Annotated in this window: 9 protein-coding genes and 1 pseudogene; 2 read left to right on the forward strand and 8 right to left on the reverse strand. The window is 62.7% G+C overall.

Annotated features, from left to right (window positions below; all coding sequences use genetic code 11):
• Positions 1-378: 378 nt before the first annotated feature.
• Positions 379-981 (reverse strand): histidine phosphatase family protein, encoded by a 603-nt coding sequence (locus LT988_RS08555; protein ID WP_232409748.1) that lies wholly within the window; start codon positions 979-981, stop codon positions 379-381.
• A 28-nt stretch (positions 982-1,009) separates the two neighbouring features.
• The gene (locus LT988_RS08560; RefSeq protein ID WP_232409749.1) at positions 1,010-1,807 is read right to left on the reverse strand and encodes an MBL fold metallo-hydrolase; all 798 of its coding nucleotides are present in this window, start codon (positions 1,805-1,807) and stop codon (positions 1,010-1,012) included.
• An 813-nt stretch (positions 1,808-2,620) separates the two neighbouring features.
• Here LT988_RS08560 and LT988_RS08565 point away from each other — a divergent pair.
• The gene (locus LT988_RS08565) at positions 2,621-4,159 is read left to right on the forward strand and encodes a lipase maturation factor family protein (RefSeq protein ID WP_232409750.1); all 1,539 of its coding nucleotides are present in this window, start codon (positions 2,621-2,623) and stop codon (positions 4,157-4,159) included.
• A gap of 227 nt (positions 4,160-4,386) precedes the next feature.
• On the opposite strand, the gene LT988_RS08570 is transcribed toward LT988_RS08565, so the two are convergent.
• From LT988_RS08570 to LT988_RS08590, 6 genes and pseudogenes are all read right to left on the reverse strand, one after another.
• Positions 4,387-6,150, reverse strand: coding sequence for a YfhO family protein (locus LT988_RS08570; protein ID WP_232409751.1), 1,764 nt, complete (start codon positions 6,148-6,150; stop codon positions 4,387-4,389).
• Between the two features lie 702 nt (positions 6,151-6,852).
• The gene (locus LT988_RS08575; RefSeq protein ID WP_232409752.1) at positions 6,853-7,548 is read right to left on the reverse strand and encodes a MarC family protein; all 696 of its coding nucleotides are present in this window, start codon (positions 7,546-7,548) and stop codon (positions 6,853-6,855) included.
• A gap of 184 nt (positions 7,549-7,732) precedes the next feature.
• Complete coding sequence (locus tag LT988_RS08580) at positions 7,733-7,921, reverse strand: hypothetical protein (protein ID WP_232409753.1); 189 nt, start codon at positions 7,919-7,921, stop codon at positions 7,733-7,735.
• A gap of 204 nt (positions 7,922-8,125) precedes the next feature.
• Positions 8,126-8,785: a potassium channel family protein gene (locus LT988_RS08585; RefSeq protein WP_232409754.1), complete on the reverse strand. Its 660-nt coding sequence runs from the start codon at positions 8,783-8,785 to the stop codon at positions 8,126-8,128.
• A 246-nt stretch (positions 8,786-9,031) separates the two neighbouring features.
• Positions 9,032-9,142: pseudogene (locus LT988_RS25540) on the reverse strand (linear amide C-N hydrolase); the annotation flags it as partial.
• Positions 9,143-9,536: 394 nt separating this feature from the next.
• A complete protein-coding gene (locus LT988_RS08590; protein WP_232409755.1) occupies positions 9,537-11,366 on the reverse strand; it encodes an ABC transporter transmembrane domain-containing protein in 1,830 nt (609 codons plus the stop codon).
• A gap of 247 nt (positions 11,367-11,613) precedes the next feature.
• Between LT988_RS08590 and LT988_RS08595 the strand changes: the two genes are divergently transcribed.
• Positions 11,614-12,045: a CBS domain-containing protein gene (locus LT988_RS08595; protein WP_232409756.1), complete on the forward strand. Its 432-nt coding sequence runs from the start codon at positions 11,614-11,616 to the stop codon at positions 12,043-12,045.
• The last annotated feature ends 135 nt before the right edge of the window (positions 12,046-12,180 follow it).

The raw sequence follows: 12,180 nt of genomic DNA on the forward strand, positions 1-12,180 counted from the left end.
CGCGTCTCTACCTGCAAGTATCGAACAGCCGCGACAAAGCAGCTAGCGTCATCCGCCTGTCGGGTCGGCTGTGCCGACCGAAGCTCTCGCGGTGGCCCCGTCTTGTTTCTCAGATGATTTCGTCATGAACTTCTAAAATTTGCCGGCCTCACGACCGGCGATCTGTCCTACCTTCGGGCACCGCCTAAGGGGTGTTCACAAGGGCTACAATCGACCCCTAACGGAAACAGGCATTACGAACCAGAACGACTGCACGCCGCGTCATAACGGACACTGCGGGGACGGCTCCAGAGCAGATCAATGAGGAGGGAGGCTAGCCCGCTTCCAGTGAGACGGTCCGATCCTGCAGGGCACCTCGGCCTCGCCGAGGCTCATAGGTCAGTCGCTATCAGCAAAGCGGATCACCCCGAGTTCCTCATAGTCGCCCGCGCCATCGGGGGCCAGCACCAGCGCGTCCAAGTAATCCAGCAGCTCGAATGACACCGCGGCGATGTTTGGCCGATGAGTGATCAACACCAAGTTACCAGGCCCACCATGGGCGCTGGTGATCTGCTGCAGGTGCCGGCTCTGAGCCGCCGCCTGCGCTGGTGGCATCTCTTCGATCAAAGCCAGAAACCCGGACGGTGTGGCATGCTCAAAGGCGATGGTCGCGGTTTCTGTGGTGCGGCAAAAGGGACTGTGAAGGACCTGCGACACCGCAACCTGATGCGCCCGAAAACGACGCCCGAACTCGGCGGCGTCCCGACGTCCCCGGGCGGATAGCTTGGCTTCGGTCTGACAGGAAGGGTCGCGGACACGCGGGTCAGTTTGTCCCGGCCCACGCTCGATTGGGGCGTGACGCACCACGACCACCTTGCCGCCCGCTTGCAGGGCTTCCCACAGCGCCTCACTAGCCATGGCCAAAGTGGTTGGCGTGAGCACGGTCACCCAGGCACCGCACAGCCATATGAAGGCACGCCGGCCGTTGAATCGGCTTCTCATGATCTGGACCCTCGTTGTATGAGCGACGTTAGAACTGGTCCTGTTCGATCTGCAGATACATCTGGCTGATGACGCCACCGAGTTGGTCGAAGTCGTACCATTGGCGATACGCCCCCAGATCCGCTTTGAGCTGTTCGGTCACCTCGAAGTCGGCCAATCCGGCGTCATAACCGACGGCAGTGCCGTCGTACAGCGCTGTCAGAAAGGCCAACGCGCGCTTGGGCATGGCATCTCCGGCAGGCTGGCCGCGTCCGGGAATGTAGACATCGGCGTGCAGCGCGATGGCTTTCTGAGTTGCGGCGATCTGTCCTTGGAAGTTGGCATCACGGGGCACGCCCTGTGAGGGTACTTCGGGCTCGACCACTAAACCGCCGAGGAAGACGGCGCCCTCTTGCGGCACCTCGACCACCAGATCACGGTCGGTATGCCCATGGCCGAAGTGATGCACCATGATCTCGATACCGCCCAGCGTCAGCGTTTCGCCGCCACGCAGCTGATGGTCAGGGACGACGAACTCGGTCTTCTCACCGTCATGATCGCCAGTGACGGCTTGGACCCAGAAGTCCCCCTCCCCCTGAAGGATGCGCTCGATCATGCGCGCATGGGCGTAAATAGGCACACCGGGATACCGTTCTCTGATGGCTTGGTTACCCAGCCAATACAGCCCGTGAATGTGGGAGTTGAAGACGGCGACAACGGGCTTCTCGGTGATCTCCCGAAGGCGCTCCAATACCAAGCGGCCAGTCTGCACGCTGCTGCCGGGATCAATCAGGATGACGCCGGTTTCACCAATGATGGCAGCGGGATTCGTCAGCGGATGTTCCACCGACCGCAGAGGGCAGCTTTGGTGATCGGAACCGACGATGACCGCGATCCGGTTGCTGACCGGCCTGAAGGGACACGGTGGATCGCTGCTGCCGACTGTCGCGGAGAACGGAAGGAAAAGACATATTGCGCCGAGTAGACCGCGCAAAGAACGCGGTCGGTGTCGTGACGTAGGTGCCCACATCGGAAGACCTCCGGGCGATGTTGGCACCCACGGACCCGCCGCTGACGGTCACCAGAGATCTTGTCGGCCGCTGGTCGAAGCCAGACAGCGCCAATCGATCGCCGTTCAAGGCATGACAAGCCGACGCCAAAGCGTTGGCGGCTGCCGGTCTCACTGCGGCCGGGAACACCGGGGAGTTAAGGCCAAAGAACGAAAGGTTGTCAAGTTGGCCAACCCGCGCGGCATGGCCCCATGGGTCGAGCGAAAGCGGCTCAAGTAACCTGCACGCACACTTCAAGGGCGGTGGCCACACTGCTCAGACGGCTTGCCTGAGGTCCGGTCCGTGGAACATTGCCGCCGCTGGTCGCCGCCGCGGTGTTGTCCGGTCCTCGCCGGTTCCTGCCGTTAGGGCCGACTGAACCGACCCAAGACCGGCTGGACCACAGGCACTCGTAACAGCGGTCGACGAATCCGGGAGCGTCAGTGCGGATGGCTCTGAAAGATTTCCGTGGCATACAGTGAGCGACAACAACTCGCACAACGGGCCGCGTCATCATGGCGTCCGGCCTGCGCGCATGCCCCGAGGTGTCGGAAACGATGACGATAAGCTCGCGGAGTAGCACTCCCGGAAGTCGCCGGCGTCTGACGCCGTTGTTCCCTTCGATCGCGCGCCTGACCGGGGAGGCGGCCGGGTATCGCCTGCTTGCGTGGGTTTTCGTCCGTCTGCTTGCGGTCATCTATCTGGTGGCCTTCGTGTCTTTCGCGGTCCAGGTCGAGGCCCTCGCCGGCAGCCAGGGCATCTATCCGATCGCGGAGCAGCTAGCGTTGGCCGCGGAGCAGCACGGTCAGCTTCGCGTTCTATTCTACCCATCCTTGTTCTGGTTGGCGTCCGGGGACGCCGCACTGCTCGCCGTCGCCTGGGGCGGTGCCGTCTCGGCTACGCTGCTGCTGGTCCTGCCCTGGCTCGGCTGGGGGCGCGTCGAGCGGCTTGTCTTGATCCTGCTCTACCTGCTCTATCTGTCGCTTTACCATACAGGCCAGTTCTTTACGAACTTCCAGTGGGATTACTTGCTCCTGGAGACCGGTTTCCTCGCCATCCTGCTGCCCGGCGGGTCGCGCCTGGTTGTCTGGCTGTTCCGGTGGTTGTTGTTCCGTCTCCGTTTCGAGTCGGGACTGGCGAAGCTTCTGAGCGGCGATCCCGCTTGGCGGGATCTCACGGCGCTGCGGTATTACTTCGAGACTCAGCCACTCCCGCACGTTGGGTCTTGGTACGCTCACCATCTCCCCGATTGGCTTCTGCGAGTCGGCACCGGCGGGACCCTGGTGGTCGAGTTGATCGTGCCCTTCTTTATGTTTCTGCCGCGCCCTTGGCGTCTCTTCGCCGCCGGGGCGACGGTCTTCTGGCAGGTCCTCATCATTGCCACGAGTAACCACAACTTCTTCAATCTTCTGACGATCCTCTTGTGTCTTTTTTTGCTCGACGACCGTGCGATTTCACCGGTCGTCCCCCGGCGCTGGCGACGCCTGGCCGAGGCAGGGGCGACCTTGCCGCAGCAGCCGCCGCGCCGGCAGGCTGTCTTGACCATCGTCTTGACCTTGATCCTGGTGCCTGCGAGCCTCGTCTCGGGCGCGGAGTTGGTGGCCGGCCGCACGTTCGAGCCCGTCAGCACCTGGGTCCGCGGATTGAACGCCTTTCGTCTCGCCAACCGCTATCACGTATTCCCGACGATTGAGACCGAGCGGATCGAGATCCAAATCGAGGCGAGCCCGGACGGAGCGCAGTGGCAGCCGTTGGATTTCCGCTACCGCCCCGGCGACCCGGCCCAGGCGCCGCGCTTCATCGTCCCGCACCAGCCCCGCGTCGACTGGATGCTCTGGTTTACGCCCATGAGTCCGATCTTCCTCGACTGGCTCGAGCGCTTTCTGGACCGCCTCTTGGAGGGGTCGGAGCCTGTGACCAGCTTGCTGGCACACCCACCGACGGGCGCGGAGCCGCCGCGTTTCCTGCGGCTTCAGGTCTGGCGCTATCGGTTCAGCTCGCCCGAGCAGCGAGCCGGCACCGGTGCCTGGTGGCAGCGCGAGCCGCTGGGCCCCTTCTATCCACTCCCGGCAGCAATGCGCCCGCCGATCTCGGGCGAGGGCGGGAACGCAGACGGGGCGTCGAGAAGCCGCGATGATCGGGATGAGTGAGAAAGGAAAGCGGGTGATGTGCGCCGGCTTTCAGGTCAGCGGCAACCCCGGTCTGTCGACCGGGCGCGCGTTCGCTTGCTCAAGTCAGCGCTGTCCGGCGACCTGGTCGAGCAATCTCTGGCCACCGCTACCCTGGCGGAGGCCATGGACCGCTGCGCGGCGAGCGAGGGCTGCGAAAGCGAGTGGCGAGGCCAACCTCAGTTCGCTCAAGCGACAGATCCCGCGTTTCAGCACCCCGAATGCCGCAAGAACGGCACCGGATGGTATGTCATCCGGAGCGTCGACGAACCCGCCGGAAGCGTCACGGCCCGAAATAGGTCGGCGAATGGCTCGACCGGTATCGGCGTGCCGTTGATGCAGGCGGTCCAACCCGGCGCATAGATTTCGCCGATCACCAATGTCGTCTGCACCGGCGATCGACACTCGATAACGAGACGCGTATTTCCGATCTCCACCACGTCGCAAGGCGCCGATTCCAGAGCCTCGATCGCCGCGGAGTCGGACACGGAAAGCCAGCGTGACGTCCCTGGCCGTTCCCACACCTCGTATCGGTCGTCGGCGAAGCGTTTCCGAGCGCCAGCGTTCGCCAGTTCGTCCCGATAGCGCCGGGCCTGCTCCGACGCCGGCGATGGATCTCTCTCCACTGCTCGAGCCCACTTGGACATGATCGCGACGTAGCGCAGTCCGAGCACGTCGAATCGGGGGTCGAGTGGACCCTCCGAGCCATCGACAAATCTACGGGGCTCGTCGAAGGTCACGAAGGCCCCGATCCGTTCGGCATAGCGCCTCAACTGAATGGGGTTATACCCTTGCGTGTTGTACCATCTGGCGGTGCTTGAATGACCCATTGATTCGCCGCCGCCGATGATCTCGACTCGCGCCCAGGGCGCTGTTTCTGATTGTAGCCAAGCGTCGAGTGAATCCGCTTCGGGAGGCTGCGTATGCTGATAGGCCCTAGCGAGGGCGACTTTCGAATAGCGCTGAGAAAACAATCCACTGTAGCGACCAGCCGCGCCAAGGTCCACGGCGAAGAAGAGCCCGGCTACAAACAGCACCAAGAAAGATCGATTCGGATTCGCAAGCTGCTTCGCCATCCACCGGAGCAGGATTGCCAATAAACCAAGGCGAACCACCAACCAGCCGTAATTTTCCATCAGTACGGGCAACGCGTCTCGCGCTTGCGCCGCTGCGCCCAACACGAATGCCAGCAACGGAATAGAAAGCGCGAAGGCAATCGGAAGGTACTGCCTGTTCAACGCGAATTGCCATGCCTTTTCGGCGCTCGGAAGCGCTGAGGTTCGCGCGGCTTCACGTCCGACGACCAGCAACCCCGATGCGAACAGAAGATTCAACATATACGCCGCATCGGCCGGTCGCCTGAAGAAATCGAACCCGGGGATATGATCAAATACAAATGGATACAAGGACCCGTTGACGCCCAATGAAAAGAGAACGAAAAACACTGTAAGCGCGAGCCAGGCCAAAACGACCGGAGACCACCAACGCACTCCGAGGAAGATCGCGATCAGATACAACGACACGGGAATCATCCCGATATACAAAAAATCCTGCGTGATATCCGTGACGCTCCAAATCGTCCCATCCAAATTCCCGAACAAGGCAGGAAAAAAGACGCTCGTGAACACGATGGGTGAAAACGATGCATGCGCGGAATCGGCCGGCGTGAAATCGTTTCGTGTCGATACACCGACGACCTCCAGGATCGCGGAGTAGACAGGCGCAAGGAGAATGAGCGATACGATTGCGGCGACGCCGTACATCGCGATGAGACGCCATCGATTGACGGATCGTGTGATGGTCACAACCACGGCTCCAGCCAACAGGAGTCCGCCCAGAAAAACGACCTGATTCGCATTGGCCGCCCAGAACGCACTCAACAGCCCCAAAAGAACCGCTCGACCGATCCCCGGCTTGGACTCGAGCAGCAATAGAAGCCAGAACAACACCGGCAACAAGCCGTAGGCGATCATCTGCGGCACATGTTGCAGTCGACTGGTCGCCACACCCCCCAGCACAAAGACCAAAGCACCCGAGAGAAGCCAGACCCTCGGGACGCCGCGCGACGCACCGATCGCGTAGATCGCCAATCCACCGATCAATGGATGAATCAAGGTGACCAGGTCGAACGCCTGCAACGTGTATCCTGGCCCAAGCAGCATGCCCACGAGCGTGTGCAGTGTAAAGAGCATGCTTTGCGGATCGCCGAGAACAGGCAGGCCGGAGTATTGATAGGGGTTCCACCAAGGCCAATCCCCGCTCCGAATCGAGTCGACCACGAAACGCGATTGCGGATAAAACTCACCGACCGAGTCATATGGAATGAAATGATAGCCCAGGATCCAGGGCACCGACGCCAAGAGCCAGACCACAACCAGTAGAAAGACATCTTGGTTGGCAACCGGCCGGGCAAACAAGACGCTTTCTCGGGATGTATCGATTGCGCGGAACGCCGTCACCCTGAAACCCTCGTCGTGCGTTTTCGACCCTCCCGCCGGGTCGCCGTGGAGTCATCTCGAAGTTCACTGTGCCACGGCGGAGATTGTATCGAGTGCTCCGAAGCAGCCGACAATGACGGCACGCACTGTATCAAAACGGTGTCACGATCGGGAGGAGATCGGCGAAGACTGGTGACCCAGTGACCGTCGGAACGCGGCGTTGGCGGTATTACGCGGTCATGCTGTCCCTGCAGCGAGAATTGCGGCTCCCAACGGCGTGCCGGCGAGTAATTCCGCAAACCCCCTGATCAACATCTGCATCGCCAGCGCGACCAGCACGATACCGGAGAACCGGGCAAGCGCGTCTTGCGCCCCGGCAGAGAGTCGGCCGGTGACCGGACCCGCAACCAAGAACGTCACCGCCACCACCGGCACCATCGCAAACACGACGGCACTCAGCACCGCTTGGTCCGCAAGAGCCGGGTATTGGTCACTGGCTGCAATCGCAACCGCAATGGTCCCGCCCCCGATCGTGATCGGGAACAGCAGCGGCACCACCGCAAGCTCTCGCCAGTTCACGTCGCCGGCCGCCTCGCGCACCAGATCCTCGGACTCCGCGACCTTTGACTCCGAGGACTTCGCACCGCGGGTCATCAACGGGAACCCCTGGTACAGCAGCGCAGCGCCTCCCGTTGCGCTCAAGGCGCCGGTGGAAATACCGAGAAACATCAACAGCCAGCGCCCCAACCAGATCGCCAGCAGCAGAACGATTGCGTAATTGCGCGCAATCTCCCAGGCCAGACGCCGGTGCACCTCCGGCGGCGCATAGCGTAAGAAAGCCGCTGCCGTGCCGAGCGTGGCAGGCGGACTAAACATCGCAAGGAGGGTCACGAATACGACGATGACGTCGGTCCAGGTCATGGTCATCGTCATTGCACCTCGGGCCGGCCTCGGGTCGCAGGGCATGCACAAGCGGGCGAAGAGCAGACTCGTCAAACGGGCTGCGACGAGAATGCCGAATAGTCCGACTACACCTGACGCCGGGACGGAAGGCCCCCGGACAGGGTCGCATCGCCCGATAGAGTCTCGGCAGGGCCCACCCGCAGGAGACTGGGCATTAGGTGTCGGAGCCCACGCGCGCCAACGACGCTTGCAGGGCATCGAGGATGAGTCGACGCGCGGCTTGCTCGTCGAGGTCGGGGACATCCCATCCCATGATGCGGCTGTACTTTTTGAGGAGGTGACGCACGTCCTCCTCGAGCTCTTTGGCATAACGGTCCATTTCGATCTCTTCGATTGTGGCCATGTCGAGTCGCCCTTGTTTAGCGTTCTGTTCATGCGAACCCGCAAGCCTTCGCCCGCGACGCGAGGCGACACCGGAGGCGGATCCCGTGTATGCCCTCACCGTTCAAACGTTAACCCGCGCGAGGCGCGTCTGCAAGCCCAGCACCCGTAGCCAAGCAGGCTTACCGGCGATCGAAAACGGTCTCGGAATCTCTGCAGTGCTCCATCAGTGACTCGAGGTGCGTATTCCAACCAAGCGCGCGAGGAACACGGCGACGAACATCGGGCCGACAACCGCCTCGATCATCACCAACGACTTTGCCGGTGGCGTCAATGGAGTGATGTCGCCGAAGCCGACGGTGGTCAAGGTCACGAAGCTAAGGTAGATCAGCTGACTCTGGATCTGAACGATGCCAACCGGGGCCGCGTGCGTGTAATAGAACGAGCCCGGTGAGAGTGTCTCCAGCAGCATGAACACGAGAGCGAAGCAGTAGCCGAGCAGGATGTAAACGCAAATACCGCCGTAAACCGTGTCGTTGGTTGGTGATCCGCGGCGCTGGATGTAGACAAAAAGGGCACCGGCATTGAATCCGGTAAACAGCAGCGAAAACAGAATCGAGGCCGGCGCCAGCGCCGAGGCTTGGAGCCAGAAAAAGGTCCAGCGGGCTGCAAGTGCCGGCACCAAGAGCACGCAGCCGACGACGAGCAGTATCCGGCTGTGGTACATCGAGGCCAGTCCGGCGAGCAGGACTATTGATGCCGCGATATTGCCCAGTACTTCCCCGTTGACGGTGGTCGCGAAGCCGCTGGTGACAGCGAGAACAAGGAGGCTAAAGAGCAGGATGGCGAAACGGAACGGGCGCTCCTGTGGCGTGGAGTCGCGCATGAAACCACTCGTTGCCCGATTCCCTCGATGGATCTTGAACATGCGATGGACCTCGAGCGCGGCGCTTAATCGGCAATCGGCGTTGCTGCGGTCATGAAGGCGCCTTTCAGAGGTCCGCGAGCATCTGTACACCGCTCATTACGGCGGACGCTCGCGCAAGGGTATTGTGCAGCATGTCTTCACCCGGCCTCGGGAAGATCGATCGTTAACCCCCGCGGCCGGTCGAAGGTGTTCGTCAAATGCCAGTCAAGAGCGCGGCGCGTTGGTCATCACCCACGCGGGTTTGTCGTAGACCGACATCTCATCCTGATGAAACTCGACGACGAAAGAATCACCGGTGGCGTCGTTTACCAGATCATGGAAGGGAGACCACGCCGCCCGGGATGGCGAGGGCCTCCAGCATCACAGGCTGCGTGGCGAGCGCGGCTTCAAGGTCAGCAACGGAGCCGAATTGACCGAGGGCCCCCTCGATCAAAAGGTGACGAGATCATAGCGAATGTCGCGTCGAACGAGAAGGCTCGCCAGATGCAGCTGCATCTGCGCAGCCATGGCCGGCGTATGCGGTTGGCGAGGATCGCATGACCAATCTACGGTTGGACGCAGGTGGAAAAATCCCGCAAGGTCAGGGCGGGCTATCGTGAGAATTTCAGTTGAGAGCGAGCAACAACAGGTACGATCGACAATAACCGGGGATTACGGCCACCCCGGCGCGTTCCGCCCCGCCGGGAACGACGGGGACGCCACCGCCCCGTCAGGGCAGCGCAAGCCGCAAGGCGGGCGGTGCCTGAGCCGGCACCGTTGCAGCATCTTGGAACTGCAACGACGCTAACCGCGCATAGAGCCCGTCTTCGGCCATCAACTCATCATGTCGCCCGCTCGCGACGATCCGACCCTGATCCAGGACCAGGATGCGGTCTGCCGTGCGTACGGTCGCCAGCCGATGAGCGATGACGATACTGGTGCGGCCCTGCATCAGCTGCTCCAACGCTTCCTGCACCAGCCGCTCGCTCTCGGCATCCAGCGCACTGGTCGCCTCGTCCAGCAAGAGGAGCACCGGATTGCGCAGCACCGTGCGTGCGATGGCGATGCGCTGACGCTCGCCGCCCGAGAGCCTGACCCCGCGCTCGCCCAGAAAGGTGTCGAAACCCTGCGGCAAACGGTCGAGAAACTCGGCCGCGTGCGCGGCCTCGGCGGCGCGGCGGACATCCGCATCGCTCGCGTCGACGAGACCGTAACGGATGTTCTCCCAAGCGTTCGCCCCGAAGATGACCGGATCCTGCGGGACCAGCGACATGTGCCGGCGCAGCTCGGCGGGCGCGAGATCGCGCAGATCCACCCCGTCGAAGCGCACCGCACCGGCAACCGGATCGTAGAAGCGCAACAGCAGTTGAAAGAGTGTCGACTTGCCGGCGCCTGAAGGCCCGACCAGCGCCACCCGCTCGCCCGGCTCGATGACCAGATCGAGGCGATCGAGCGCCGGGGTATCCGGACGCGCCGGATAGAGGAAACGCACCGCATCGAACTCGACCCGCCCGCGCGCCGGATCCGGCAACGCCCTCGGTTCGGGTGGTGTGCGAATACTCGGCTCCGACTCCAACAACTCCATCAGCCGCTCGCTCGCGCCCGCACCGCGGAGCAACTGGCCCATGAGCTCGCTCAAAGACCCGACCGATCCGGCGACCACGACGGCGTAGAACAGAAAGGCCGAGAGCTCGCCCCCGCTGATGGTGCCCGCCAGGACCTGCCGACCGCCGACCCAGAGCACCACCCCGATCGCGCCGAAGGTCAGGAGGGTCGACACCGCCGCCAGCAAGGCACTGGTCTGCGAGCGCCGCGCCGCGACCTCGAAGGCGGATTCCACCTGGGTGCCGTAGCGCTCGCGATCGATCGGCTCGTGACAGCAGGCCTGCACTGTGCGAATCCCGTGGATCACCTCGTCGACATAGGCCCCGACGTCGGCGATCCGGTCCTGGCTGGCGCGCGACAGGCGCCGGACGCGATGCCCCAGGAGCCAGGCCGGGAGAATCACGAATGGCACCCCGAGCAGCACCAAACCGGTCAGGGCCGGGCTGGTGATCGCGAGCATGACGATGCCGCCGATCATCAGGAGACCGGTGCGCAGCACCATCGCCAGGGTCGAGCCGACCACGACCTGGAGCAACGCCGTGTCGCTGGTCAGACGCGAGATGACCTCACCGACCCGGGTCGTCTCGAAGAAACCGACATCGAGCGACAGTACCCGATCGAAGACGCTCTTGCGGATATCCGCCACCACCCGCTCGCCGATCCAATTGAGCAAGTAGCTGCGCACTCCCACGGCGATGCCGGTCGCGAGAACCACGGCGAGAAACAGCATCAACGCCTGATCCAACGCCTGCGTCGAGCCGCTGGTCAGGCCCGAATCCACCAAGGTGCGAATCACCTGACCGAACGCAAGGACCGAACCGGCCCCGACGAAGAGTGCCACCAGCGCCCCTGCGAGCTGCCAGCCGTAGGGCCGGGTGAAACCAAGGAGCCGTCGCAGCGCTCCAAGGTTGCGCGTTCCGGGGCGGTCGTTGGGGGTGACGGCTTGCTCTCGCATAGGTCTGATCTCGTTGGGACGACAGCGGGGTTCACCGCCCGGTGTCAAAGGATTCGGCGCCCGAGCGGGCTCGACCGGAACGCTCGGCTCGGCCTCGCCCTCCGATTCCAACTAGGACCATCGGTTAACCCTCTGCTAACCTCCGAGGAACCGAGTCGCGGTCGGCGACCGTGATCCGGCCCGGGCAGGGAACGCCGACAACACAGCAGGAGTCGATTCCCCACTACCGAGGGAGCTCGAAGAGACGATGAAGACGATTCAACAACTGCTCGGCGACAAAGGCTCGCAGGTTTGGTCGATCGGCCCCGATGCAAGCGTCTACGATGCACTCGTGCTCATGGCCGAGAAGCAGATCGGCGCCCTTCTGGTCATGGAAAACGGCGCAATGATCGGTCTGATCTCGGAGCGCGACTACGCGCGCAGCGTCATCTTGAGGGGGCGCACATCCAAGGAGACGCTCGTGCGCGACGTCATGACCGAGCGCGTCGTCTGCACCCAACCGGAGCAGAGCCTCGAAGAGGCGATGGCCCTGATGACGGATAAGCGGGTGCGCCATCTCCCGGTCATCGCCGACGGCAAGGTCATCGGCCTCATCTCGATCGGCGATCTGATCAAATCCATCATCTCGGAGCACAAGTTCATCATCGAGCAGCTCGAGCACTATATCAGCAGCGGCTGATATCCGGATCTCAAAACCCGCGGCGGAATCGATGCTCTCGCCGGTTCGGCAGGCCGGTCAGGAGGTCGTCACCGGTACGCGTCCAAGCGGCGGACGCTGAACGCGACGACTCGCCGTTTCCATTGGCATCGACAG

It is taken from the genome of Thiocapsa bogorovii (genome assembly GCF_021228795.1).
Taxonomy (GTDB): domain Bacteria; phylum Pseudomonadota; class Gammaproteobacteria; order Chromatiales; family Chromatiaceae; genus Thiocapsa; species Thiocapsa bogorovii.

What these genes read in the sequence shown, in the direction of transcription:
- LT988_RS08555 (WP_232409748.1), bottom strand. Translation starts at nt 981, where the DNA reads ATGAGAAGCCGATTCAACGGCCGGCGTGCCTTCATATGGCTGTGCGGT.
- LT988_RS08570 (WP_232409751.1), bottom strand. Translation starts at nt 6,150, where the DNA reads ATGATCGCCTACGGCTTGTTGCCGGTGTTGTTCTGGCTTCTATTGCTG.
- LT988_RS08575 (WP_232409752.1), bottom strand. Translation starts at nt 7,548, where the DNA reads ATGACGATGACCATGACCTGGACCGACGTCATCGTCGTATTCGTGACC.
- LT988_RS08580 (WP_232409753.1), bottom strand. Translation starts at nt 7,921, where the DNA reads ATGGCCACAATCGAAGAGATCGAAATGGACCGTTATGCCAAAGAGCTC.
- LT988_RS08585 (WP_232409754.1), bottom strand. Translation starts at nt 8,785, where the DNA reads ATGCGCGACTCCACGCCACAGGAGCGCCCGTTCCGTTTCGCCATCCTG.
- LT988_RS08590 (WP_232409755.1), bottom strand. Translation starts at nt 11,366, where the DNA reads ATGCGAGAGCAAGCCGTCACCCCCAACGACCGCCCCGGAACGCGCAAC.
- LT988_RS08595 (WP_232409756.1), top strand. Translation starts at nt 11,614, where the DNA reads ATGAAGACGATTCAACAACTGCTCGGCGACAAAGGCTCGCAGGTTTGG.